Below are 22,166 nucleotides of genomic sequence, written 5' to 3'. Positions count from 1 at the left end.
CGACGGTTCTCCCACCGGCAGGGGGTTCTTCGCTGTCCTGAGGCTGCCCTTGGACTCTCAGCCGTCGCCTTGCCTCCCCTCCACACGACATCACCTGTCACCGAGCCCGGGCAGCACCCGGTGGTGGTCGGCGTCAGGAGGGTGCCGGGGATCAGCGCAGTAGGGTCATGTCCATGGACGCGCTCATGCCCTTCCTGATCCTGGCCGGGAGCCTTGCCGCAGTCCTGGGCTTCTTCGCGTGGCTGGCAGCGCGTATCCGTCGCCGGGGCCTCGCAGGCGGGGCCATGAGCGCGGCCATGGCCTCCTACGAAGAGGCGTTCCGCATCACGGCTCACGAGGCTCACGTCGAGATCCGGGCGCAAGCAGAACGCAGAGCGCCGATCCTGTCGCCCGACGACCACTGGGGACGAAGCCCTGGCGAAGCCGGCCGGGCCGAGGCAGCGGGGCGTCGCTCCCTTCAGCCGCGTCCTCGCCGTTCAGGACGAGGGCTCGGTCGCTGGATCAACCGACTGAGGCACGGTCACTGACCAACGAACACAGCGTCGTCGGCTGCCTGCCTGCGCCGGCGGCCCGGGCCGGATCCACTGACGCAAGCCCAAGTGCCGGCATCCCTGAGTGCCGACCAGGGAATCTCGACAGCCTGGTGACGACGCCCCTGAGCCAGTGGTGCAGGACCACAGAACCGCCGTGATCGACCTGACGGAGGACGAGGCCGTTGCGCATGACCTGACACCGCCGCGAGGCGGTGTCCCTTGGCGGACGGTGACGCGACGGACTACGGCCCTTGTCTCTCCAGGATGTACGTGCTGCGCGAGTCCGGGTCACCGAAGAAGAAGTAGAGCCGGAGCGCTTCCCTGTCGTCGCGCTCCAGCTCGAACGTCCACGTGTAGGTCTTGGGCGCCTCGGACCGGTCCACCGGCGGGTCGGACGGCTCGTTCGGCTCCGGTGCACGAGTCGCCACCGCGGTGCGTGAACTGATCGGCGCTCACGGCCCCGTCATGACGGCAGTCTTTCAGAGGGTGCCGTGTGGCCCGGCACCGAGCTGCGGAGCGGTCGGGGGTGGGCCCCCTTGCCGAAAACGTGAGCAGTCGGCGGCTGATTGTCAGGTAGGCGCTCAAATGAGCAGTATCCGGACAGTAACGGCCGAAGTGCTCACGGCTTTCGGATGGAGTGCCACCTCCTGGGCGGGGACACCGGCGGCGCCGTTCCCGGCGCACGGCCGTGCCGGATCGGAACCAGCCCGGCTCGGGTGGGACCCGGGGCACCGGACCGTACGGAGCTAGCGTGGAAGAAGGACATCGAGCGGATGCCCGGCACCGGCCGATGAAACGGAACATGACATGACCGCGCAAGCAAGCAGGACAGGCCCCGGCACCGCGCCCTCCGGTGCGCCGGTTCCGATCACGAAGCCCAGCGGACCCCGCGCCGCAGCCGAACACGCCGTCTCGAGCAATACGATGACCGTCCTCGTGGGCGACCGTCGGCTCGAGCTTCCTCCCGTGGACCAGCTCGCCTTCCTCGCGGGCCTCGGATTCCTCGCGGCATTCGAACTCATCGAGTGGCCCATCGCGCTCGCCATAGGCGTCGGGCACGAACTCGCCCGCAGCCGCCACGGCAAAGTGCTGCGCGAGTTCGGGGAAGCCCTGGAAACAGCGTGACACGCGCTTCCTCAACATGCCGTTGACCCCTTCGCCCAGCACCGGCACCGGCACCGGCACCGGCACGAACAGCTCCGGGTCGCTCACCAGCCTGCTCGAGTGAACGACATCGACGCACTGACCCCGAAAGACGCAGAAGAGCCCGCCAGCAAGCTGACGGGCTCCCGCGAAAGACCGAGGCTAATCTGCCACCGGGTCAGATCGTCGGCGTCTCGTCGACGATCTCCTTGTGCAGTTCGACAATGAACTTCCAGCCGTCGCTGGGCTCCATGAAGCGCACTCGGGTCGGGTAGATGTCCAGGGCGCGGCGGTCACGGTTCTGGTTGTTCGCGCCCTTCCGCCCCCGGGCCGGCTCCTCGAACAAGTCGACCTTGACATCCGGCACCGTGACGACTTCCTCGCTCCAGCGCTGGACGATCCCCGCGCCGAAGGCTTCCCGGGCGGCGGCGTAGAGCGCCTGCAGGGATTCCTTGTTCCCGTTGGGCACGAAGAGGGCGAGATTCAGGAGGACGCCCGCATTCTGAAGAACCTCGATCTCTTCCCCTGCCTCGTCGGCAACCCAGATCCCAGGCTCTTCGGCATTGTCCGGGAGAATGCTGATCTCCTGACCGAATATCGTCCTCGCGGTGAAGGATCCTCCCTCGAAATTCCCGCCCGGCTCCGTGAGGGAAGCCGGGGCATAGCAGTCGAGAGGGAGGTCGTCCATCCCTGCCGAGACGAAGATTCCGTCCTGGAGACTCAGCTCCGAAACCTCTTCGGCCGTAAGACGTCGAGCCGTGACCTTCTCGGTGTTCACGCCATTCCCCTTTTTTCTGCGGCGTCCTGCGAATTCAATGAAACTCTACCACGAAAACGATCACTCAACTGCCATTCAATTCCCCTTGAGGGGACAGCAGAAGACCCCTCCCACGCCATCGGCGAAACGTGACGGGTGAAGAGAAACGATGCGGGATTCAAAAGGTCATCCACCCGCCCCAAAGGCGCTTTCGACAACCAATTCGACCGTCAAGTAAAACAGCGAGCAAACCTGACGGAATGGGAAAAGCGGACAGAGGGCGCCTCGCCGTGCAGCACTGCGCTGCGCCTGCGCTCCCACGGGCCGCAGCGACCGCCGGACCACTCACGCGACCCAGCAGCATGCCGCTCGCGGCAACAGCGCCATCGGCTCGACCGGCGGCACGACGCACACCGACAGCGACCACCCGTCGGACAGCCGCGAACGGACCGAACGGACCGAATGGAAGGACTGCCCGGCGGTCCCGGTACTGCGGGGCGGCCGGACGCCGACCCCTTCCGGGAAAGCATGAAAAGCGTGAGCAGTCGGCGGGAAAGCGCCACACAGGCGCTCGAACGAGCGGAATCCGGACAGCGGCGGCCGAAGTGCTCACGCCGCGGGACAGGCGCGTCATGCCCGTGGGCGCGAGCACCCCTCCCGGCACCGCACACGGCGAGCTTTCTCGGCCGCCGGGTGGGCCCGCCGGAGGACGAGGAATCAGCGGTGCTCGACACCCTCCGACGGTCGCCCTCGGTCAGCCCTTCTTCACGACACCGGACTTGAGCTGCATCGCCCCGAAGCCCTCGATCTTGCAGTCGATGTCGTGGCCGTCGACCCCGTCGATCAGCCGGATGTTGCGCACCTTGGTGCCGGCCTTGATGCCCGTCGGGCTCCCCTTGACCTTGAGCGTCTTGACGACGACCACGGTGTCGCCGTCCTGCAGCACGTTTCCGACGGCGTCCTTCACGACGCGCTCCGCGGCGGCGCCCTCGCCCTCCGCGCCGCTCTCGGGGTCCCATTCGTGCGCGCACTCCGGGCACACGACAAGGGAATTCATCTCGTAGGTGTACTCGCATGAGCATTTCGGACAGGGGGGAAGGTTCTCCATCATCTTGCGAGCGTATCCAGACACCAGTACGACCGGCGAACGAGCCCGGGGCATCCCTCCCGCGGATGGCTGCGGGCTCCTGCGAGGATCTCGTCCACCGGTGCGGTCACGGCTCGACCGAGTCGACCGTCTCCTCTGCGGAACCGATCGGGCTCGGGTGGGCCCCGGGCAAGCGTGGCCGGGTTTCCTCGACCGGCAGGGGGGCAGGTTCCAGCGGGCGTGGTCCGGGTCTGTCGGGTCGGCGAACGGGCTCGTCCTCTCGGCCGGCCCTTTCGCGTGATCGGCTCCGGAGGAGACCACCGGCCCTGGAGGAGGACGCATGGACCAGAACGCCGCGGAGATCACCCACCGATCGATCGCCTCGCCCGGAGGCCGGATCCACCTCGCGGAGCAGGGAACCGGGCCGCTGGTACTGCTCGTGCACGGCTTCCCCGAGTCCTGGTACTCCTGGCGCCACCAGCTGCCGGTGCTCGCGGCGGCGGGGTACCGCGCGGTCGCCCTCGACGTCCGCGGCTACGGCCGCTCCTCCAAGCCCGCCGCGCCGGACGCGTACCGGATGCTCGCCCTGGTGGAGGACAACGTCACGGTGGTGCACGCCCTGGGCGAGGAGTCGGCGGTGGTCGTGGGCCACGACTGGGGCGCGCCCATCGCCGCGAACTCCGCCCTGCTCAGGCCGGACGTCTTCCGCGCGGTGGGACTGCTGAGCGTTCCCTACACCCCGCGCGGCGGCACCCGCCCCAGCGAGGTCTTCGCCCGGATGGGCGGGGACGAGGAGTTCTACGTCTCGTACTTCCAGGAGCCGGGCCGCGCCGAGGCCGAGATCGAACCCGATGTACGCGGCTGGCTCGCGGGCTTGTACGCGGCCCTGTCCCCCGACACCATGCCCGCGCCCGGAGCCCCCGACCCGCACTTCGTCAGCAAGGGCGGGACGATGCGCGACCGGTTCCCCGTCGGCCGGCGGCCCGCCTGGCTCGGCGAGAGCGATCTCGACTTCTACGCCGGGGAGTTCGAACGCACCGGCTTCACCGGAGCGCTCAACCGCTACCGGAACATGGACCGCGACTGGGAGGACCTCGCCGCCTTCCACGGCGCCCCCGTCACCCAGCCGTCCCTGTTCATCGGCGGCGCTCTCGACGCCTCCACCACCTGGTCGGCCAAAGCGATCGAGGCGTATCCGGTCACACTGCCGGGCCTGGTCTCCTCCCACCTCCTCGACGGCTGCGGCCACTGGATCCAGCAGGAACGCCCCGCCGAGGTCAACCGGCTCCTGACCGACTGGCTCACCGCACTGCCCGCCTGACGCACCCCTCCGGCACCCATGCGGACAGCATCCGACCGCAACGCTTCCTACGGTCGTGCCATGACACAGACACAGCGGACACAGAAGACACAGCAGGCGCAGCAGGCGCAGAAGGCGCAGAAGGTCCTCGTCACCGGCGCCACCGGCACCGTCGGCCGTCAGGTCGTCGCCGAGCTGCTCGCCCGCGGTCACGTGGTGCGCGCCCTCACCCGGGATCCGGCACGGGCCTCCTTCCCCGCGGACGTCGAAGTCGTCCGGGGCGATCTGACCGAACCCGACAGCCTGGTCCCGGCCCTGGAGGGCGTCACCGGCCTCCACCTGATCACCTTCGACGGGGCCCTCTTCGCCCCGCTGGAGACCGGCCCGCGCATCCTGGACCGGGCCCGAGCGGCCGGCGTACGCCGGGTCACCGTGCTGAACGGCGGCGGGCCGACCCCGCTGGAGGACGCCGTGCGGGCCGCGGACGGGGTGGACCGGACGGTGCTGATGCCGGTCGAGTTCATGGCCAACGCCCTGGAGTGGGCGGACGGGATCACGGCGGCGGACGAGGTCCGCGAACCGTTCGTCTCCCGGCTGAGCGCCATGGTCCACGAGGGCGACATCGGCGCCGTCGCCGCGGTCGCGCTCACCGAGGAGGGCCACGGCGGCCGGGAGTACGTGATCACCGGACCCGAGGCACTGACCGTCGGCGACAAGGTGGCGGCGATCGCCGCCGCCCGCGGCCGGGACATCGCCCTGGTGGAACTGACCGAGGAACAGGCCGTCGCGCAGTGGCGGGCGGCGGGCCGGCCCGAGGAGGTGATCGGTTTCCTGCTCGAGGTGTACGGCAACACCCCCGAGGTGGGCCGTACGGTCGTCGACACCGTCGAGAAGGTCACCGGCCGCCCGGCCCGTACCTTCGCCCGGTGGGCCGCGGAGCACGCGGACGCCTTCAGGGCGTAGCCCCCGTCAAGGTGCGGATCATCCGCCGGTCACGGCAGAGTGAAGGCATGGAGGCTGACGGCGGGAACCTTCTGGCGAAGGGCCGCGTGGCGACCAGGCTGCCGGCCCGGGACCTGGAGCGGGCGCGGCGTTTCTACTCCGAGAAGCTCGGCCTGGAGCCCGTGGACGAGCGGCCGGGCGGGCTGCTGTACCGGTGCGGCGGCACGGAGTTCGCCGTGTTCCGGTCGGCGGGGGCCTCGTCCGGTGCCTTCACGCAGATGGGATGGCAGGTCGACGACATCGAGGCGGTCGTGGCGGAGCTGAGGCGGCGCGGCGTGGTGTTCGAGGTGGTCGACCTGCCGGGGTTCCGGACGGCGGAGGACGGGATCGCCGAGATCGAGGGCAACTACCCGAGCAGGGGCGCCCGCGGCGAACGCGCCGTCTGGTTCCGCGACAGCGAGGGGAACCTGCTGGGCATCGGCGAACCGGTCGTGTGACCGCTTCCGTCACGGGCGGGCGGCGCCCTCCGGGCCGTCACTCCGGCTGCTGCGAGGAAGCCGAGACGCTCCGCGGAATTCAACGGAAGTCATTCGGCCAGCTCAATAGAAGTGGTGGGGATCAGTCAGCCGCAAAGAATGGAACGGTACCCCGGAAAACTCCGGACCCGATCGACCAGGGAGTCGTTCCATGCATGTTCAAGACAGATCCATATCGCCTTTTCGCCGTTCGCGGCGTGGGATATTCGCGGGCACCTCGCTGGCCGCAATAGCGCTGTTGGGGACGCTGGGTGCCGTACCGACATCAGCTCAGGGCCTGAGCGACGAACCTGCCGCGACCTCTGTGTCCACCGAGTCGAGCCCCCGCCCCACGACGAGCCCTGAGCCCGGCAAGGAAAAGGACAAGGACAGGCCCGGCCCCGGTGACGGTGACGGTTGCTTCGAAATCGACACCGTCCGCCAGGAAGGCGGTGGCGGCGGAGCCTTCTACGCGGCGACAAGCGGTGGAATCGCCTATGTAGGCGACGAGCTCAGCCCTCTCGGATCCATCGACTGGGACGACCTCTCCGATGAGGGAGGAGCCGTACCCAACGGGGCCTGCGGGGTGTCCATCGACGTCGGCCCCACCGGTCAGGGCAGTGACATCGTCATCGACGTGATCACCACGTCCGGGACCGTGCACACCATCACCTGCGATCGCACGGGCTCGGTGATCACCGGCTGCGGTACGTGGGTGGAGCGCGAGGCGCCGACGCCCGGAGCCACGCCGGAACCGTGAACGGACAGCGTCCCACCTCCTGCGCTGGGACGAACGTGATCGCCTCAGGGACGTGAATGGCTCCATGCACCTGGTCCGCTCTTGGCCACTGGTGAGCCACACGGCGGATATCGGCGGTTCGAGACCGTCCGCGCCCACCGGCGCAGAGGCCCCCAGCCGCTCACGGCTGGGGGCCGGAGCCGTCATCGGCAGGCTCCGCCATCCCTCCCCCGGGCGCTGAGACCGGCACCTCCGCCCAGACCGTCTTGCCCACGGGCTCACGCGGCTCCCATCCCCAGCGCTCGGCCAGCGCGTCCACCAGGAGCAGGCCCCGGCCGGACTCGCCGTCGGGGCACGAGGAGGGCAGAGCCGTCGGCGGCCGTCTCCCGGCGGCGGCGTCGGCGACCTCGATCCGCACCAGGCCCGCCACCTCGTCGAGGCGGAGCCGGAGACGGAAGTCGTGCCCCGGGACGCGGCCGTGCCGCACCGCGTTCGCGACGAGCTCGCCGACGACCAGGGCGACCGTGCCCGACACGTCCGAGGCCGGCGGGTGCCCCCACTCCTCCAGACACCGCACGGCGAGACGCCGGGCGAGCCGCGCGCCGTGGGGTGTGGAGGCGAACTGAGCGGCTTTCTCCTGAGGTTGAGTGACGCCGGTGTCCCTTCCGGACCCGTCACCCGCGGTGGTCGTTCCTGTCAGCACGGCGTGCCCGTCCTTGCCTGTCGAGCCTTGAGACGTCCCGCGATGCGCACGAGTCGTCACGTTCCGTGCTCAAGGGTCGCGGAATCGCCCTACGCTCGGAAGGTGACGCAGCATTACCTTTCGGTTCGTAAGGGACGGAAGTGACGCCTTGGCCAACGGAATCGACCCCAGCACCTCCATGGCTGCCCTGTTCGGCTCCCGGGTGCGCAAGCTCCGCACGGCGGCCGGACTGACCCAGGCCGAGCTCGGCGCGAGAACCCACGTGGTGGGATCCCGGATCACCCAGATCGAACGCACCTCGGGAGCGAAGCCCACACTGGAACTGGCACGCGCCCTCGACGCCGCTCTCGGCGCCGACAACCTGCTGGTCGACCTGTGGCCGTACGTGTACCGGGAGGCGTTCCCGGACTGGTCGCGGAAGTTCATGGCGCACTCGGAGCGAGCAGTGTCGATCGGACAGTACGCAGCCCACGTGGTGCCCGGTCTGCTGCAGACGGAGGAGTACGCACGGGCCGTGCTGAGTGTCGGCCTCACGCTCAACAGCGAAGAGCAGTTGGAGGAGAGGGTCTCCGCTCGTATGGGGCGACAGGAACGGCTCTCCTCGGACGACAGACCGGTTCTCTGGGTCGTCCTCGATGAGGCGGTACTACGGCGCCCGGTCGGTGGACGCATCGTGATGCGCGAGCAGTTGGCGCGACTGCTCGATGCCGCGGCGGAGCGTCACATCACCGTCCAGGTGCTGCCCTTCGAGCAGGGAGAGCACGATGCGATGGGCGGCTCGCTGACGGTTCTCACGCTCCCGGACGGCTCGGAGACCGCCTACACGGAAGGGGCGCACTACGGCCAACTCATCGAGGATCCGGACGAGGTGAGGAAGTTCTCCCTGACCTACGATCGGCTGCGGGCGGCAGCCCTGCCCCCGCTCATGTCGCTCGGCATGATCCGATCCGTGATGGAGGACAACCACCGTGAAGCGAAGGTCCCGTCCCGATCAGAACGGCGCCGTCTGGCGCAAGAGCAGCTACAGCAATCAGGAAGGCGGCGACTGCGTGGAGGTGGCGGACGGATTCCCCGGCGCCGTCCCCGTCCGTGACAGCAAGGCCCCTCACGGTCCCGCTCTCCGCTTCGCAGACGCCTCCTGGGCGGCGTTCATAGGGGAGTTGAAGGCCGACCGGCACCGGATCTGAGGCGGTCGGGTACCGGTCACATCGCCTCTTCCCGGCCCGCCGGTTCCTCGTCCGCGAGGGTCCGGTGGGCCACTGACCTCCTGAAAGAACCGGGGGAAAGAACTCCCCGCCCACCCACCCTCCCCGGCGGAAAGCCCGCGTCACCCGTCCGGGTGACCGGCTTGCAGGCGCAGGTCACGGGCGGTTACGTTCGCGCTACCAACCGCAAACAGAACGGCCCCCGGCCGGGAGTGGCATCCCGGAACGAGGGCCTGACCGATCAGGAAGAAGCGACTTCCCGATGGCTGACCCGCAGTCTAATGCGCGCCTGCGCGCCGATGCCGGAGCTCCGACCTCCGGCGTGATCCACGTACGCACCCGGCTCACCGCCGACTTCACCGTGATCTCCAACGCCCTCGCCCAACGGCGCGGCAGCGCCGTCACCGTCGGCGTCGCGGTCTACATCCTCTCCCTGCCCACCGGCACCCCCGTCAGCATCGCCGCCCTGTGCGCGCACTTCACCGAGGGCGAGATCCTCATCTCGCGCGCCCTCCGCGAGCTGGAAGCCGCCGGGTACCTGGAACGCCGCCGCGAACGCCTGCCCACCGGCCAGATCCGCACCCGCACCTACTTCCACGACGTCCCCGGCGGCACACCGCAGCCGGACCCGGACAGCCCACCCGAGCCGCCCCGGCCTCGCAAGCAGCCTGCCGTCCCACAGGCCACGCCCCTTGCACCGGCCCCGGTCCCGGTCCCGCAAGAGGGGGCGTCCGCCCCCAGCCGCGAGGCGACCGAGAGCCCGGCCCCCGCACTCGCCGACGCCGACCCGAAGGCGGTCGCCGTCCTCGCCTCCCTCCGCCGCGTCGATCCGCGCCTGGTCCTGTCCGAACGGGAGGCCGTACGCCTGGCGCCGGCCGTCACCGCGTGGCTGGCGGCCGGGGTCGCCCCCTCCCAGATCACCGCACACCTCACGACACGGCTCCCCGACCACTTCCTGACCCGCCCGGCGGGCATCCTCGCCTTCCGCCTCCGCGAAACCCCCCTGCCCGCACCGCCCCCGGCCCCGCTCCCACCGATCCCCGACCGCCCGGCCGTCCTGCCCTTCCAGACCTGCGACGGCTGCGAACGCGCCTTCCGCGCAGCACAGCCCGGACACTGCCGGGACTGCCGACGACGCGCGAAGGCTCTCCCCGACGCAGCCTGAGCCGACGGCTCAGGGGCGCTTGACCAGCTCGGACACGAGGAGGAGACTGGGTGTACTACATTTGTCATACACGGAGGGAGGCAGGAATGACCTCGAAGACCGGGCAGCAGAGCCACACCGCGGGCGCCACGGCCAAAAAGCGCACCTCGACCGCGGCACGGGCCCCCCAGACGCGCCGGAAGCAGGGCGACAGCGGCGCGACCAGCGTGGCCCAGGTGCGGCTGCGCCCGGACGAGATGGCGGACCTGCAGCAGGTGATGCAGACCCTCCAGCTGCACTCGCTCTCCGACGCCCTGCGCGAAGGGCTTCGGCTGCTCTCCCGCGAGGCGACCGAGGTCGCCGCCGCTCAGGAGATCCGCGACTTCTACCACGGCACCCAGGCCCCGATCCCCGAGGGCGTCGCGCCCGCCACGCCGGACGAACTGGCGGCAGCGGACGAGACCGAGTGGTGAACACCGGCTCCGCCCTGCGGGGCGAAGTATGGGGGTGCGCCCTCCCCGGTCCCATCGGCCCGCACCCCGTGGTCGTCCTCACGGTGAACCGGATCGCCGAACCGTTGTCGGCGCTGACCGTCGCCGTGATCACCGGAACGCCCGGCCCCGCCTCCACCCACGTCCCGGTCGGTTCCGACTGCGGGGTGACCAAGTACGACGAGTCGTACGTGAACTGCACCGATCTGCACACCGTGGACAAGCCGAGGCTGCGGCGGCGCCTGGGCCTGCTGGCCCCGAGCGAGATGCGGCGTGTGGAGGAGTGCGTGCGCGTGATCCTGGGTCTGGCGTAATCACCGCCTCCAGGAGACCCCGCTTCCGTCGGTCGTACCGCCGTGTTCCAGGGAAGGCTTCCCCCTGACGGGAGCGGATGTCCACCGGTGGTGCGGAAGATGCCCGGTCATCGCCGGGGGCCTCTGGACAAATGCTCCGAATCACCGGCGTGAGGGCGCTGCCGAGCACGAGTTGCCTGCTCGTCGCGGGTCGCGTGTTCGTGGAGAGCGCGTCGCCGGGGGCTCAGACGATCTCCCAGTCCAGTTCGGTCTCGTCGACCACCACACGACGGTAATGGTCCACGACCTCGCCGGTTTCCAGGGCGATGGCCGTCGCGTCCAGAAGGGTCGGGAGCAAGGACCACATGGGGTGCGGACTGAACAGACACCCCGTTTCGTGGTCGGCGTCGCCGATCCGTCCGCTGCGGCGGTACTCCCGTTGGTCGATGACGAGGTAGTCACCGGCACCGTCTGCGGCGAAGGGAACCCACAGGGGGTGCCACCACGGTCCGTACTCCCCGTCCGGGGCACCCTCTTCCGCATCGTCGAGCCCGTCGCCGTAGATCCTCATGCGCAGGCTCCAGGCTTCGGCGATGCCTTTCGCGTCGAGCAGATTCCAGAACGGCGGCAGCAGATCGCGGTAACCCGTTCCGTCGTGCCGCAGCAGGGACTCCGCCAACGGCTCGGGAAGGGACCGGCCGATGGCCCGCCCGGTCGCGGCGACGGCCGAGCGCTCCGCGGGGGGTGCGAGCGCGGCGAACGTACTCGGTGCGTGCCCGGCGAGCCACGTCTCGATACGTATCCAGGACTCGGTGACCGAAGGCTTCATTCGCCGGATCATGTCAGTCCGGTGCAGTGCGGTGCTGTCCGGCCGAAGGGATCAGGACAGCCAGAAAAGCCAAGACAGTTCCGGACCGGCATCCGGGAACGCCGTCGATCAGTTGCCCTATTCTTTCGGCGTGAAGAAAATATGGAGATCACTGGGGAATGCTTTCTGGGCTCTGGACCGGGCCCTGGGCGGGCATCAGCGGCCGACCCGGGTGCATCAATGGGTGGCCCGTCACCCGGTCATGTTCGGTCTCTGCATGAGCGTTCCCTTCGCGCTCTTCTTCACGATGATCGGACCCGAAGAGGAGTCCGGCGGTCTGTTCGCCGTGGTCGGCGGCCTGTTCATGGGGTCCTTGTTCGGTCTCTTCGCCTTCCTCGAAGGGCTCCGGCAGCGTCGGCTCAGGCGTCTGGGGATGTGGGACGGCTCTTGAGCAGGTGGTCATCCGCCGGAGGCGAGGGGTGGTCGGCGCTGCCGGGGCCGGAAGGCCACGGCGTGGTCTCTTTGCCGTACCGGACAGGTACGTGGGCCCGAGCGAGCGGTCATCATGACGGATGATCATTCCGACCGGGCTGTCGGTCACGTCGGTCACGGCCCTGACCGGGTGCGCGTGAGGCGGTGGAGCAGATGATCGAACCCATGGCAGAGCCGGCGGAGACGGCCGTGAGCGTGTTGATGCTGGTCGTGGCGACGGGTTGCATACATCTGGGATGGACGTACCTGCGTCGGCCCCGGGAGGCTCCGGTGAGCGTGCAGGGGCCCGGGTGGCTCGTCCGCACCTGGGGCCTCGGCTATCTGGTGCTGGGGGTGGGTCTCTTCACGCAAGAGGCGAGCCGGGCAGGCGGCGAGGACCCGTTCTGGTCGTTGATCCTGATCCGGTGGATCACCGGTCCGCTGCTGGTCTTCTCCCTGGTGGCCGGGGCGGTCCGGCGGTGGCGGGAGCGCCGCGTCGGCCGGGTGGCGAGCGAGGGGCGGCGGGTGTGAACCGGCGCGTCTCCTGGGGCGAGGCCCTGCTCGTGGCCCTGGTCTGCTGGGTGGTCAGCGGCCTGGGGTACGCCGTGTTCGCCGCCCTGGACGAGCCGGGCCTCACGGTCGCGCCCTTCCTGGTCCTGTTCCTGGTCCAGTGGTTCTGGGCGCGTCACCGTGTCTGGCCGGCCGCGGTCGCGGCGGGCCTCACCGGGTTCGTCGTCCTGTTCGGGGCCGTCGACCTCCTGCGCCCGGACTGGGGCCGGTACGTCGGTGACGCACTGGCGACCGGACTCGGCGCGACGGCGGCCCTGGTCGTCTTCACCCTGACGTGCCGCATCCGCACACGGACCGGCGACCGAAACCACTGAGCCCGGCCGGGCGAGGACGTTCCGTTCGCCCGCGTGGCCGGCCGGAGCACCTGGGCGCCGGACGTGCTCGGCATACGGTCCGACCGTATGCCGGGCCGCCGGACCGCCGGACCGCCGGACCGCCGTTACGATCACGGCCCATGGACTGGGCAGAGCGTGCAGCGGAGTTGAGGCAGTGGAGCAGGGGCGGGGTCCGGGCCCCGCACAAGCCGTTGCTCCTGCTGTACGCCCTCGGCCGGTTCCAGGAGGACGCCGACGGCGAGTTGGCCTACAGCGCGGTCGAGGAGGACCTGAAGCGGCTGCTGGCCGAGTACGGGCCGCCCCGTCCGACCACGCCCGCCTACCCGTTCCACCACCTGGTCGGTGACGGGGTGTGGGAGGTGCGGAGCGATCGCGGGGCCGGTAGTCCCGGTACCGGGGTTCGGGAGTTGCGGGCGACGCATGCCGCCGGGCGGCTCGTGCCGGAGTTGCGGGTGGCGTTGCGGCGGGAGCCGTCGCTGCTCGGCCGGATGGCACGGGTGCTGCTCGACGCGAACTTCCCGCCCTCGCTGCACGGCGAACTGTGCGAGGCCGTCGGCCTGGAGCTGGAGCCCGCGGAGGCGACCCGCCTCACGGCCGCCCGGCGGCAGCGGGACCGCCGGATGCGGGAGCTGGTGCTGACCGCGTACGAGCACAGGTGCGCCTTCTGCGGTTACGACGGCCGGATCGGGAGCGTGCCCGTGGGGCTGGAGGCGGCGCATGTCCGCTGGTGGGCGTTCGACGGTCCGGACGACGTCGACAACGGGCTGTGCCTGTGCGCGCTGCACCACAAGCTCTTCGACAAGGGTGTCCTCGGGGTCGGCGAGGGCCACCGCATCCTGGTCTCGCAGCGTTTCGTCGGGCACGGCGGCGCGGCCCGCGCGCAGGTCACCGAACTCTCCGGACGGCCCCTCGTCGGCCCGCAGCCGGGGACCGCCCCCGTCGCGGCACCGCACCGCGCCTGGCACCTCACCCAGGTCTTCCAGGGCGACCCGCGTCCGGCCGCCACAGCCTGGTAAGCACACCGACACCACGAGTATGGTCTCCTGTATGGCTACCAAGAAAGTGACCGTGACGATCCCCGAGGACCTCCTGGAGGAGATCCGCGGGGAAGCCGCCGAGCGCGGACTGTCCGCGTACATCGCCGATGCGCTGCGCCTCAAGCAGGACCGTGACCGGCTCCGGGAACTGGCCGACTGGCTCCAGGAGGAGCACGGCCCGGTCACGGACGAGGAGCACGCGGCCGCGCTCGCGGAACTGGAGGACCTCGACGCCGAGCACGAGCGGCGTCGCAGGGTCCACAGCTCTCACGCGGGAGAGGCCGCGTGAGGAAGGGGAGCAGTGGGCGCGGGCGGCCGCTCCGGGTCTTCGTGCTCGACTGCGAGGCCCTGTCCCTGGCCGTACGGGGCGATCGGGGGATGATCGCCCGGCTCGACCTCGCGGCCCAAGGCGAAGCGGAGGTGGTGACCTCCCCGATGACGCTGATCGAGGCGTACGACGGCAGAACGACCGAGCAGCGCTGGGACTGGGTGCTCTCGCGGCTCGAGGTCGTGGAGATCGGCAGGGACGAGGCACGACAGGCCCGTCGGCTCCTGGCCGACGCGCGGCTGCACGGCCACAAGTACGCGATCGACGCGGTACTCGCGGTGGTCGCGCGTCAACAGAAGGGGCAGGTCACGGTCTTCACATCGGACGTGGACGACGTGGAGAAGCTGGTCCCGGACACGGTCGTCGTCAAGAAGGTGTGACCCGTCCGCACCGCTCACGGGTGCATCCGGGCGCCCTTCAGGGCCTTGTCCACCGCGTTCCTCGGGCCGTGGACCGCCAGGCCGACCAGGTCCAGGTCGGAAGTACCGACGGCGCGGACCGCCGCGCGGTTGGCCTCGTCGTGGCCCGTGGAGAAGAGGTCCGAGGTGAACAGCGCGCACGGCAGGGCGCGGGAGAGGGCGCGGGTGTGCGCCGCCTTCAGGGTCTCCTTGGTGCCCTCGAAGACCAGCACCGGCTGGCGGAACATCGGCAGGTAGGGCACGCCGTCCGCGTCCTCGTAGGGCTCGCCGATCAGGTCGGGTACCCGGGTGCCCAGGCCGCTGACCAGGAAGGCGGTGACGTTCAGGCGTTGCCAGGTCTCCAGGTCCTCGCGCAGCAGGACGGCGATCTTCGTGTCGAAGCGTGTGCTCATGCCTCGAGACTGCCGATCAAGGCATGGCGGTGTCTTGTACGTTGTTTGCATGGCCGCAGAGCACGCCGGGCGTCCCGAGCGGACCGTCTCCGCCTGGCGGCCCGGTGTCCCTGGTGTCGTGGAGGTCTTCCACGCACGTTTCACCGAGTACGCCTACCCGATGCACGTCCACGACGCCTGGACGCTGCTGATCGTCGACGACGGCGCCGTGCGGTACGACCTGGACCGGCACGAGCACGGCACCCCGCACGACACCGTGTCCCTGCTGCCGCCGCACGTCCCGCACAACGGCGCCGCCGCCACCCCGGACGGCTTCCGCAAGCGGGTGCTCTACCTCGACGGCACCCACCTCGGGGACGATCTGATCGGGGCCGCCGTCGACCGGCCCGACCTGCGTGATCCCCTGCTGCGGCGGCGGGTCGGGCAGGTGCACGCGGCGCTCGTGGGGCCCGGCGAGGAGCTGGAGGCGGAGAGCAGGCTGACGCTCGTAGGGGAGCGGCTGCGGGCCCATCTGCGGTCCCGGGACGATGCGGCGCGGGCGCCCCGGCGGGATCCCGCACTCGCGCGCCGGCTGCGGGAGTTGCTCGACGCGCGGGTCGTGGAGGGGCTCGGCCTGGCGGAGGCCGCGGGGCTGCTGTCCGTTCATCCCGCGCACCTGGTACGGGCGTTCAGCGGCGCCTACGGCATCGCGCCGCACCAGTACCTGATGTCCCGCCGGGTGGGCCGGGCCCGTCGGCTGCTGCTCGACGGAGAGCCGCCGAGCGAGGTCGCGGTGGCCGCCGGTTTCTACGACCAGGCCCATCTCACCCGGCACTTCCGGAAGCTGGTCGGGGTCACACCGGGCCGTTACCGGGCGGGAAACCGGTAACCCCCACGGCGAGCTGCGCGGTTCCTACCCGTCCGAGGGGCGCTCGATTCCGTCCGAGGGGCGCTCGATGAGCCGGGTGAACGCGTCCAGGTTGCGCGTCGACTCCCCGCGCGACACCCGCCAGGCGTGCTCCTTGCGGATCGCGGTGGCGAAACCCAGCTCCAGCAGGGTGTTGAAGCTGCCGTCGGCGGCCTCCAGGACCTGGCCGAGCAGCCGGTCGACCTCGTCCGGGGTCACGGCGGGCAGCGGGAAGCGGCCGGTGACGTAGATGTCGCCGAGCGGGTCCACGGCGTAACCCACGCCGTACAGCTTGAGGTTGCGCTCCAGGAGCCAGCGGTGGACGGCTGCCTCGTTCTCGTCGGGGTGCCGGATGACGAAGGCGTTGAGGGAGAGCGAGTGCCGGCCGACGATGAGGGAGACCGTGGTGGAGAGTTTGCGGGTGCCGGGGAGCTTCACCACGTAGGTGCCGGCCGTGGGGCTCTCCCAGTCGAGTCCGGCGTCCTCGAGGACGCCCTCGACGACCTGTGCCACCGCCTGCTGCTGTTCCGCTTCAGCCATGCTGGGAGCGTACGTGACGGCGGTGGGCCTGCGTCGCGGCCGTGTAGACGTCGGCCGTGGCGGCGGCCGACCTGTCCCAGCCGAAGGCCTGCGCGTGCCGGGCGGCGGCCTCGCCCATCCGGTCGGCGAGGTCGGGCCGGTCGGCGAACTCGAGCAGGACGCGCGCGTAGGCCTCGGGGTCGTGCCCCTGAACGAGGAAGCCGGTGTGTCCGTCCCGTACGGCCACCGGCAGTCCGCCGACCGAGGCGGCGAGCACCGGGGTGCCGGCGGCCTGCGCCTCTATGGCGACCAGGCCGAAGGACTCGCTGTAGGAGGGCATGACGAGGACGGACGCGGCCCGGAACCAGTCCGCGAGCTGTTCCTGCCCGACCGGCGGGCAGAACCGCACGACGTCGGTGATGCCCAGGCGGGCGGCGAGTTTCTGCAGTCCCTCGGGTTTGGCGAGGCCGCTGCCGCTGGGGCCGCCGACCACGGGGACGCAGAGCCGGGAGCGCAGTTCGGGGCGTTCGGCGAGCAGCGCGGCGACCGCGCGGAGCAGCACGTCGGGGGCTTTGAGCGGCTGTATGCGGCCCGCGAAGAGCGGGATCAGGGCGTCCTGGGGCAGGCCGAGGCGGGCGCGGGCGGCGGCCCGTCCGTCGGACGGGCGGAAGCGGGACAGATTGACGCCGGGGTGGACGACGGCGACCTTGTCCGGGTCGGCCGCGTAGTGCTGTACGAGTTCCTCGGCCTCTCCGGCGGTGTTGGCGATCAGCCGGTCCGCGGCGGCCACTATCTGGGTCTCGCCGATGACCCGGGCGGCCGGCTCGGGGGTATCGCCGGCGGCGAGGTTGGCGTTCTTGACCTTGGCCATGGTGTGCATGGCGTGCACCAGGGGGACGCCCCAACGCTGCGCGGCGAGCCAGCCGACGTGGCCGGAGAGCCAGTAGTGGGAGTGGACCAGGTCGTAGTACCCGGGGCGGTGGCCGGCCCACGCCTGCATCACACCGTGGGTGAAGGCGCACAGCTGGGCGGGCAGCTCCTCCTTGGCCAGGCCCTCGTAGGGGCCGGCGTCGACGTGCCGGACGAGGACGCCGGGCGCGAGTTCGACGGAGGGCGGGAGGGCGGCGGTGGTCGCGCGCGTGAAGATCTCGACCTCGATGTTGATCGCGGCGAGGCGCTGCGCGAGCTCCACGATGTAGACGTTCATGCCGCCGGCGTCACCGGTCCCCGGCTGGTGCAGCGGGGACGTGTGCACGGAGAGCATCGCCACGCGGCGGGGCCTGCGGTGCAGCCGCAGCCTCGGGGGTGCGGCGGGGGAGCGCCGCCCGAGCCTGGCGATGTACTGGCTCACGTGGCGTTCCTCCTCGTTGCGGGCCTGACTTTTCCGGCGTGCTTTCGGACATGGCTCTCGGGGGCGTGCGGGCCCTCCAGCTCCCCAACACCGGAGGGGCCCGCTCCCATTTCCGGGCGGCCTCCCCGGATCGGGTCTTTGCCGAATCATTACCGATCGTCGCTCAACCGTTCGAGTGCCGGGTGCGTGGGTCCGGGGATCCTCACCCGGCCGCCCGCATACCCTCGTACGCATGACCGCCCGCGCCGCCGCCCTCCCCCGCTCCCGGAGGCCCCCCGTCGTGGGCGCGGTGACGCGCGGCACCACCAACCCCAACCGCCTGCGCCGCATGGACCGCTGGATCGCGGCCACGCACGGCACCGCGCTCCGCCGCGCCGACCACCCCGTCGCCGTCGACCTGGGCTACGGCGCCGCCCCCTGGACGGCGGTCGAGCTGCTGCACCGCCTGCGCACCGTGGCCCCCCGCACGCATGTGGTCGGCGTCGAGATCGAACCGGCCCGGGTCGCGGCGGCCCGCCCGTACGAGCGTGAGGGGCTGGCCTTCCGGCACGGCGGCTTCGAGGTCCCGCTCCCCGGACGGCCGACGCTGATCCGCGCGGCGAACGTCCTGCGCCAGTACGACGAGGCCGAGGTCGCCGCCGCCTGGCAGCGGCTGTGCGCACGGCTCGCCCCGGCCGAACCGGCGAGCGGCTCGCGCGGCGGGCTGCTGGTCGAGGGGACCTGCGACGAGATCGGGCGGCGGCACGTCTGGGTCGCCCTCGGCCCGGAGGGGCCGCGCACGGTCACCTTCGCGACCCGGCTCGGCTCCCTGGAACGCCCCTCGGACCTGGCGGAACGCCTGCCGAAGGCGCTCATCCACCGCAACGTCCCCGGCGAACCGGTGCACGCCTTCCTGCGCGACTTCGACCGCGCCTGGGCCGCCGCCGCGCCCTACGCCTCCTACGGCGCCCGCCAGCGCTGGATCCGCACGGTGCGGGACCTGACCGCCGACTGGCCGGTGACGGACGGGCCGGCCCGGTGGCGGCAGGGCGAAGTCACGGTGCGGTGGGAGGCCTTGGCGCCGCGGGGGTGAACTCCGGGAACGATCCGCGTGAGCCGTTCGTCACATCGACGGGGCGAGGGTCATGACGGGGGCGGGGGAGCCGGGGAGCGTCGCCTCTGTCGTCTCTGTCGCTTCTGTCGCCGCCGTCCGCGCTGTCACCTCTGTCACTTCGGGCATCGGCATGACAACATCCCCTGGTGAGGAATGGTGCTGACGGCCGATCAGTTCGGAGGCGGGGCATGAAGACGGGCAGGCGCATGCTGACCACGACGGCAGTGGCCGTGGTCTGCGCTATCACCGTGCTGGCGGCGCCGGGCACGGCGTTCGCGGCCCCCGCTCCCCCGCCGCCCCCTGCCCCCGCCCCGAGCGCGAGTGCGAGTGCGAGCGTGAGTGCCGACGTCGTGCCGTCCGAGGACCTCGAAGCCGTACGCGAGAAGCTCGACGGGCTCTACCGCGCCGCGGCGGTGGCCACCGAGGAGTACAACGCCGCCGAGGAGAAGGCGGAGCAGCAGTCCACCGAGATCGCCCGGCTGGCCAAGAAGATCGCCGAGGGCAGGGAGAGGCTGGACGGGCTGAAGGACCGCGCGGGCGCCGCGGCCGCCTCCCAGTACCGCGGTGGCGGGCTCCCGCCCGAGGCCCATCTGATGCTGAGCGACGATCCGCAGGAGTTCCTCGTCGGCGCGGGCCGGATCCGCCAGGGCCAGCACGCGACCAGGGGCCTGCTCGGCGAGATGAGGCGCGCCCAGGAGGACTTGGAGCAGTACGCGCAGGACGCCGACGCCCAGTGGCGGAAGCTGGAAGCGGGCCGCCGGGCCAAGGCCAGGGCGCAGAAGAAGATCGAGAAGCAGATCGCGGCGGCCGAGAAGATCGAGTCCGAGCTGGAGCAGGAGGAGAAGGAGCGGCTGGCCGAGCTGGAGCGGCGGGCCGCCGAGAAGGCCCAGTCCGCCTGGCTGGACTCCGGCGCCCTCGAGGGCGTCGGGGCGGAGGCGAGCGAGCAGGGCAGGAAGGCCGTCGCGTACGCCACCGCGCAGATCGGCAAGCCGTACGAGTGGGGCGCCGAGGGCCCGAAGACGTACGACTGCTCGGGCCTGACCTCCGAGGCGTGGAGAGCGGGCGGGCAGGGCATCCCGCGCACCTCGCAGGAACAGTGGAAGCGGCTGACACGCGTCGCCGTGGCGGAGATGCGGCCCGGCGACCTCGTCATCTACTTCGAGGACGCCAGCCATGTCGGCATGTACGTCGGAGACGGAGCCATCGTCCACGCCCCGCGCCCGGGACGGACGATCACGATCGCGGGAGCCGGCTCGATGCCGATCCTCGGAGTGGTCCGCCCGGACCCGGACGCCGACGCGGCCGATGAGGCCGGCAACGGAAAGAAGGGCGACAAAAGCGACATAACCGGCGAGCGCGGCCGGAAGGCGGGCGCGAACTGAGCGCCCCGTGACCTGCGCCATGTGACCCGGTCCACGCCGGGGGCGCGATCGCACCCCCCGCACGCGTGACGTTCGTCATCCCGGCCGCATCGCCGAGGTGTCCAACTGCTGCCCATAACGAGGCATATGACACCGGCTGATGGCCGAGCGGCGTGCTCCACGCCATTCCGCTGCGGCGCCGACACCCGCTATCGTCCCCGCTGGAAGGGGCGCCCCCGGCTCGTCCGAAGCGGAGAGCACGGGGTGCACGGGCCGAGAGCCCGCGCCCCCGCCACGCCCTCGGGGGGAGGGAAGGAACCCGGAAGAATGACCGCACCCGTACCGCGGCAGAGAACGCTCCCGGCCGCGGAAAGCGGTCAGGCGCACGCCGCACCACCCAACGGTGGCTCCGCCGAGGACACCTCGGAGGCCGGAGCGACGGTCCCGCGCACGGCGGGGCACACCGAGGACGACGACACCAGGAACGAGACGACCTCGACCGCCCCCACCCACCTCACCCTGCTGCTGATCGAGGACGACCCGGCGGGCCTGCCGATCGTGCCGGACCTGCTCGACCAGACCGGCAAGCCGATCCGCGTGCGCACCGCCCGCAACCTCACCGAGGCCGAGCGGCTGCTCACCGACGACGTCCACTGCATCCTGCTGGACCTCGCGCTGCCCGCACCCGGCAGCCGGACGGGCAGCGGTGGCGGCAACAACGACAACAGCGACAACGGCGGCGCCGGTGACGACGAGCTCGCCGCGCTCAAGCACGTGCTGGAGCTCGCGCCCCGGCACGCCGTCCTCGCGCTGACCGCGTCGGGCGACGCCGAGCGCGGCGCGGAGGCGGTGCGCGTGGGCGCCCAGGACTACCTCTTCCGCGACGAGCTGGACGGCCGGCTGCTGAGCAGGGCGATCCGGTACGCGGTGGAACGGAAGCGTTCCGACACCGCCGAGCGGCGGCTCGCCGAGGGCAGGCTGCGCGCCCAGGAGAACGCCCGCCTGGAACGCGGCCTGCTGCCGACCCCGCTCCTGGACGGCTCCCCGCTCCACTTCGCCGCCCGCTACCGTCCGGGCCGTTCCCGCGCCCTGCTCGGCGGTGACTTCTACGACGTCGTCCGCACCCCGGACGGCACGGTGCACGCCATGATCGGCGACGTCTGCGGCCACGGCCCGGACGAGGCCGCCCTCGGCGTGGAGCTGCGCATCGCCTGGCGCGCGCTGACCCTGGCGGGCCTGTGCGGGGACGAGCTCCTGGGCACGCTGCAGCAGGTGCTGGAGCACGAGCGCGCGGACGACGAGATCTTCGCGACCCTCTGCGCGGTGGACATCTCCCCCGACGGCCGCCGAGCGGGCCTGTGCCTGGCCGGCCACCCCTCACCGCTCCTCGCCCGGCCGGGCCGGCCGGCGCAGCTGCTGCCGTACGACAACAACGGCCCGGCGCTCGGGCTGCTGCCCGGCGCCCGCTGGCCGCGTACGGAGGTGGAGCTGGGCACGGAGTGGAGCCTGATGCTCTACACGGACGGCCTGATCGAGGGCCGGGTCGGCGACAGCGGGGAACGGCTCGGCCAGGACGGCATGGTCGGCATGGTCCACCGCCAGCTCACGGACGGCCTGCGGGGCGAGGAACTGCTGCGGGCGGCCGTCAACGAGGTCCGCGACCTCAACGGCGGGGAGCTGACGGACGACGTGGCGGTACTGCTCCTGGACCGGGTGCCACCGCAGCGGCCGTGATGGTGAGGGG

29 protein-coding genes are annotated in these 22,166 nt (G+C 71.2%); 21 read left to right on the top strand and 8 right to left on the bottom strand.

Translation table 11 applies throughout. The features are described 5' to 3' along the window. Positions 1–173: 173 nt before the first annotated feature. The gene (locus tag ACWEQO_RS22425) at positions 174–527 is read left to right on the top strand and encodes a hypothetical protein (RefSeq protein ID WP_452984961.1); all 354 of its coding nucleotides are present in this window, start codon (positions 174–176) and stop codon (positions 525–527) included. Positions 528–775: 248 nt separating this feature from the next. Here the strand turns inward: ACWEQO_RS22425 and ACWEQO_RS22420 are convergent, their stop codons facing one another. Then, a complete protein-coding gene (locus ACWEQO_RS22420) occupies positions 776–961 on the bottom strand; it encodes a hypothetical protein (protein ID WP_452984960.1) in 186 nt (61 codons plus the stop codon). A gap of 496 nt (positions 962–1,457) precedes the next feature. Here ACWEQO_RS22420 and ACWEQO_RS22415 point away from each other — a divergent pair, with 496 nt between their 5' ends. Continuing rightward, positions 1,458–1,658, top strand: a complete 201-nt coding sequence (locus ACWEQO_RS22415; protein ID WP_361450978.1) for a hypothetical protein — start codon at positions 1,458–1,460, stop codon at positions 1,656–1,658. A 196-nt stretch (positions 1,659–1,854) separates the two neighbouring features. Here ACWEQO_RS22415 and ACWEQO_RS22410 read toward each other — a convergent pair whose 3' ends face one another. Together ACWEQO_RS22410 and ACWEQO_RS22405 are read right to left on the bottom strand one after the other, a co-directional pair. Further along, positions 1,855–2,454 carry a hypothetical protein gene (locus tag ACWEQO_RS22410; RefSeq protein WP_452984959.1) on the bottom strand — a complete coding sequence of 200 codons (600 nt, stop codon included), beginning with the start codon at positions 2,452–2,454 and terminating at the stop codon, positions 1,855–1,857. A gap of 733 nt (positions 2,455–3,187) precedes the next feature. Continuing rightward, positions 3,188–3,544, bottom strand: coding sequence for a zinc ribbon domain-containing protein YjdM (locus ACWEQO_RS22405; protein ID WP_452984958.1), 357 nt, complete (start codon positions 3,542–3,544; stop codon positions 3,188–3,190). 316 nt (positions 3,545–3,860) lie between these two features. On the opposite strand from ACWEQO_RS22405, the gene ACWEQO_RS22400 reads away from it, so the two are divergent. From ACWEQO_RS22400 to ACWEQO_RS22385, 4 genes are all read left to right on the top strand, one after another. Next, a complete protein-coding gene (locus tag ACWEQO_RS22400; RefSeq protein WP_452984957.1) occupies positions 3,861–4,841 on the top strand; it encodes an alpha/beta fold hydrolase in 981 nt (326 codons plus the stop codon). Positions 4,842–4,901: 60 nt separating this feature from the next. Next, positions 4,902–5,783, top strand: coding sequence for an NmrA family NAD(P)-binding protein (locus tag ACWEQO_RS22395; RefSeq protein ID WP_452984956.1), 882 nt, complete (start codon positions 4,902–4,904; stop codon positions 5,781–5,783). 47 nt (positions 5,784–5,830) lie between these two features. Further along, positions 5,831–6,259, top strand: a complete 429-nt coding sequence (locus ACWEQO_RS22390; protein ID WP_361450965.1) for a VOC family protein — start codon at positions 5,831–5,833, stop codon at positions 6,257–6,259. 343 nt (positions 6,260–6,602) lie between these two features. Next, positions 6,603–7,037 carry a hypothetical protein gene (locus ACWEQO_RS22385; RefSeq protein WP_452984955.1) on the top strand — a complete coding sequence of 145 codons (435 nt, stop codon included), beginning with the start codon at positions 6,603–6,605 and terminating at the stop codon, positions 7,035–7,037. 160 nt (positions 7,038–7,197) lie between these two features. Here ACWEQO_RS22385 and ACWEQO_RS22380 read toward each other — a convergent pair whose 3' ends face one another. Beyond that, on the bottom strand, positions 7,198–7,719 hold the full coding sequence (locus ACWEQO_RS22380) for an ATP-binding protein (protein WP_361450960.1): 522 nt from the start codon (positions 7,717–7,719) through the stop codon (positions 7,198–7,200). A gap of 178 nt (positions 7,720–7,897) precedes the next feature. Here ACWEQO_RS22380 and ACWEQO_RS22375 point away from each other — a divergent pair, with 178 nt between their 5' ends. The 5 genes from ACWEQO_RS22375 (at position 7,898) to ACWEQO_RS22355 (ending at position 10,873) form a co-directional block, all read left to right on the top strand. After that, the gene (locus ACWEQO_RS22375; RefSeq protein WP_361451388.1) at positions 7,898–8,812 is read left to right on the top strand and encodes a helix-turn-helix domain-containing protein; all 915 of its coding nucleotides are present in this window, start codon (positions 7,898–7,900) and stop codon (positions 8,810–8,812) included. Further along, positions 8,769–8,906 (top strand): DUF397 domain-containing protein, encoded by a 138-nt coding sequence (locus ACWEQO_RS22370; RefSeq protein WP_361450957.1) that lies wholly within the window; start codon positions 8,769–8,771, stop codon positions 8,904–8,906. The genes ACWEQO_RS22375 and ACWEQO_RS22370 overlap by 44 nt, the downstream gene beginning before the upstream one ends. Before the next feature lie 280 nt (positions 8,907–9,186). Beyond that, entirely contained in the window at positions 9,187–10,089 is a 903-nt protein-coding gene (locus ACWEQO_RS22365) for a hypothetical protein (protein WP_452984954.1), read from the top strand. A gap of 86 nt (positions 10,090–10,175) precedes the next feature. Continuing rightward, positions 10,176–10,541, top strand: coding sequence for a hypothetical protein (locus ACWEQO_RS22360; RefSeq protein ID WP_361450951.1), 366 nt, complete (start codon positions 10,176–10,178; stop codon positions 10,539–10,541). Continuing rightward, positions 10,538–10,873 carry a type II toxin-antitoxin system PemK/MazF family toxin gene (locus tag ACWEQO_RS22355; RefSeq protein WP_452984953.1) on the top strand — a complete coding sequence of 112 codons (336 nt, stop codon included), beginning with the start codon at positions 10,538–10,540 and terminating at the stop codon, positions 10,871–10,873. The genes ACWEQO_RS22360 and ACWEQO_RS22355 overlap by 4 nt, the downstream gene beginning before the upstream one ends. Before the next feature lie 223 nt (positions 10,874–11,096). On the opposite strand, the gene ACWEQO_RS22350 is transcribed toward ACWEQO_RS22355, so the two are convergent. After that, on the bottom strand, positions 11,097–11,681 hold the full coding sequence (locus ACWEQO_RS22350; protein ID WP_452984952.1) for an SMI1/KNR4 family protein: 585 nt from the start codon (positions 11,679–11,681) through the stop codon (positions 11,097–11,099). Here ACWEQO_RS22350 and ACWEQO_RS22345 point away from each other — a divergent pair. The 6 genes from ACWEQO_RS22345 to ACWEQO_RS22320 all read left to right on the top strand — a co-directional run bounded on the left by ACWEQO_RS22345 (position 11,665) and on the right by ACWEQO_RS22320 (position 14,781). After that, on the top strand, positions 11,665–12,111 hold the full coding sequence (locus ACWEQO_RS22345) for a hypothetical protein (RefSeq protein ID WP_361450943.1): 447 nt from the start codon (positions 11,665–11,667) through the stop codon (positions 12,109–12,111). The genes ACWEQO_RS22350 and ACWEQO_RS22345 overlap by 17 nt on opposite strands. 206 nt (positions 12,112–12,317) lie before the next feature. Continuing rightward, a complete protein-coding gene (locus ACWEQO_RS22340) occupies positions 12,318–12,662 on the top strand; it encodes a hypothetical protein (RefSeq protein ID WP_452984951.1) in 345 nt (114 codons plus the stop codon). Continuing rightward, complete coding sequence (locus ACWEQO_RS22335; RefSeq protein ID WP_452984950.1) at positions 12,659–13,015, top strand: hypothetical protein; 357 nt, start codon at positions 12,659–12,661, stop codon at positions 13,013–13,015. Before ACWEQO_RS22340 ends, ACWEQO_RS22335 begins: the two co-directional genes overlap by 4 nt. 140 nt (positions 13,016–13,155) lie before the next feature. Further along, positions 13,156–14,052, top strand: coding sequence for a phosphorothioated DNA-binding restriction endonuclease (locus tag ACWEQO_RS22330; RefSeq protein ID WP_452984949.1), 897 nt, complete (start codon positions 13,156–13,158; stop codon positions 14,050–14,052). 31 nt (positions 14,053–14,083) lie between these two features. Beyond that, entirely contained in the window at positions 14,084–14,362 is a 279-nt protein-coding gene (locus ACWEQO_RS22325; RefSeq protein ID WP_279335224.1) for a ribbon-helix-helix domain-containing protein, read from the top strand. Continuing rightward, the gene (locus ACWEQO_RS22320; protein ID WP_452984948.1) at positions 14,359–14,781 is read left to right on the top strand and encodes a PIN domain-containing protein; all 423 of its coding nucleotides are present in this window, start codon (positions 14,359–14,361) and stop codon (positions 14,779–14,781) included. Before ACWEQO_RS22325 ends, ACWEQO_RS22320 begins: the two co-directional genes overlap by 4 nt. Positions 14,782–14,795: 14 nt before the next feature. On the opposite strand, the gene ACWEQO_RS22315 is transcribed toward ACWEQO_RS22320, so the two are convergent. Further along, on the bottom strand, positions 14,796–15,263 hold the full coding sequence (locus tag ACWEQO_RS22315; protein ID WP_452984947.1) for a DUF2000 family protein: 468 nt from the start codon (positions 15,261–15,263) through the stop codon (positions 14,796–14,798). On the opposite strand from ACWEQO_RS22315, the gene ACWEQO_RS22310 reads away from it, so the two are divergent. Next, a complete protein-coding gene (locus ACWEQO_RS22310; RefSeq protein ID WP_452984946.1) occupies positions 15,262–16,080 on the top strand; it encodes a helix-turn-helix domain-containing protein in 819 nt (272 codons plus the stop codon). The two genes, ACWEQO_RS22315 and ACWEQO_RS22310, sit on opposite strands and share 2 nt — an antisense overlap. Positions 16,081–16,104: 24 nt before the next feature. On the opposite strand, the gene ACWEQO_RS22305 is transcribed toward ACWEQO_RS22310, so the two are convergent. Then, a complete protein-coding gene (locus tag ACWEQO_RS22305) occupies positions 16,105–16,638 on the bottom strand; it encodes a YbjN domain-containing protein (protein WP_452984945.1) in 534 nt (177 codons plus the stop codon). Next, entirely contained in the window at positions 16,631–17,968 is a 1,338-nt protein-coding gene (gene mshA, locus ACWEQO_RS22300; RefSeq protein ID WP_452984944.1) for a D-inositol-3-phosphate glycosyltransferase, read from the bottom strand. The genes ACWEQO_RS22305 and mshA overlap by 8 nt, the downstream gene beginning before the upstream one ends. A gap of 232 nt (positions 17,969–18,200) precedes the next feature. Between mshA and ACWEQO_RS22295 the strand changes: the two genes are divergently transcribed. The 3 genes from ACWEQO_RS22295 (at position 18,201) to ACWEQO_RS22285 (ending at position 22,156) form a co-directional block, all read left to right on the top strand. Beyond that, positions 18,201–19,040 (top strand): class I SAM-dependent methyltransferase, encoded by an 840-nt coding sequence (locus ACWEQO_RS22295; protein WP_452984943.1) that lies wholly within the window; start codon positions 18,201–18,203, stop codon positions 19,038–19,040. A gap of 209 nt (positions 19,041–19,249) precedes the next feature. After that, entirely contained in the window at positions 19,250–20,443 is a 1,194-nt protein-coding gene (locus ACWEQO_RS22290) for an NlpC/P60 family protein (protein ID WP_452984942.1), read from the top strand. 306 nt (positions 20,444–20,749) lie between these two features. After that, positions 20,750–22,156: a PP2C family protein-serine/threonine phosphatase gene (locus ACWEQO_RS22285; protein WP_452984941.1), complete on the top strand. Its 1,407-nt coding sequence runs from the start codon at positions 20,750–20,752 to the stop codon at positions 22,154–22,156. The last annotated feature ends 10 nt before the right edge of the window (positions 22,157–22,166 follow it).

This window comes from Streptomyces sp. NPDC004051, assembly GCF_053604275.1.
This window is presented reverse-complemented; position numbering and strand designations above follow the sequence as displayed.

Excerpts from the sequence above, each read along its gene's own strand:
- ACWEQO_RS22425 (WP_452984961.1), top strand. The coding sequence starts at position 174 with ATGGACGCGCTCATGCCCTTCCTGATCCTGGCCGGGAGCCTTGCCGCA.
- ACWEQO_RS22415 (WP_361450978.1), top strand. The coding sequence starts at position 1,458 with ATGACCGTCCTCGTGGGCGACCGTCGGCTCGAGCTTCCTCCCGTGGAC.
- ACWEQO_RS22405 (WP_452984958.1), bottom strand. The coding sequence starts at position 3,544 with ATGATGGAGAACCTTCCCCCCTGTCCGAAATGCTCATGCGAGTACACC.
- ACWEQO_RS22400 (WP_452984957.1), top strand. The coding sequence starts at position 3,861 with ATGGACCAGAACGCCGCGGAGATCACCCACCGATCGATCGCCTCGCCC.
- ACWEQO_RS22395 (WP_452984956.1), top strand. The coding sequence starts at position 4,902 with ATGACACAGACACAGCGGACACAGAAGACACAGCAGGCGCAGCAGGCG.
- ACWEQO_RS22390 (WP_361450965.1), top strand. The coding sequence starts at position 5,831 with ATGGAGGCTGACGGCGGGAACCTTCTGGCGAAGGGCCGCGTGGCGACC.
- ACWEQO_RS22375 (WP_361451388.1), top strand. The coding sequence starts at position 7,898 with ATGGCTGCCCTGTTCGGCTCCCGGGTGCGCAAGCTCCGCACGGCGGCC.
- ACWEQO_RS22365 (WP_452984954.1), top strand. The coding sequence starts at position 9,187 with ATGGCTGACCCGCAGTCTAATGCGCGCCTGCGCGCCGATGCCGGAGCT.
- ACWEQO_RS22360 (WP_361450951.1), top strand. The coding sequence starts at position 10,176 with ATGACCTCGAAGACCGGGCAGCAGAGCCACACCGCGGGCGCCACGGCC.
- ACWEQO_RS22350 (WP_452984952.1), bottom strand. The coding sequence starts at position 11,681 with ATGAAGCCTTCGGTCACCGAGTCCTGGATACGTATCGAGACGTGGCTC.
- ACWEQO_RS22340 (WP_452984951.1), top strand. The coding sequence starts at position 12,318 with ATGGCAGAGCCGGCGGAGACGGCCGTGAGCGTGTTGATGCTGGTCGTG.
- ACWEQO_RS22330 (WP_452984949.1), top strand. The coding sequence starts at position 13,156 with ATGGACTGGGCAGAGCGTGCAGCGGAGTTGAGGCAGTGGAGCAGGGGC.
- ACWEQO_RS22325 (WP_279335224.1), top strand. The coding sequence starts at position 14,084 with ATGGCTACCAAGAAAGTGACCGTGACGATCCCCGAGGACCTCCTGGAG.
- ACWEQO_RS22310 (WP_452984946.1), top strand. The coding sequence starts at position 15,262 with ATGGCCGCAGAGCACGCCGGGCGTCCCGAGCGGACCGTCTCCGCCTGG.
- ACWEQO_RS22315 (WP_452984947.1), bottom strand. The coding sequence starts at position 15,263 with ATGCAAACAACGTACAAGACACCGCCATGCCTTGATCGGCAGTCTCGA.
- ACWEQO_RS22305 (WP_452984945.1), bottom strand. The coding sequence starts at position 16,638 with ATGGCTGAAGCGGAACAGCAGCAGGCGGTGGCACAGGTCGTCGAGGGC.
- ACWEQO_RS22295 (WP_452984943.1), top strand. The coding sequence starts at position 18,201 with ATGACCGCCCGCGCCGCCGCCCTCCCCCGCTCCCGGAGGCCCCCCGTC.
- ACWEQO_RS22290 (WP_452984942.1), top strand. The coding sequence starts at position 19,250 with ATGAAGACGGGCAGGCGCATGCTGACCACGACGGCAGTGGCCGTGGTC.
- ACWEQO_RS22285 (WP_452984941.1), top strand. The coding sequence starts at position 20,750 with ATGACCGCACCCGTACCGCGGCAGAGAACGCTCCCGGCCGCGGAAAGC.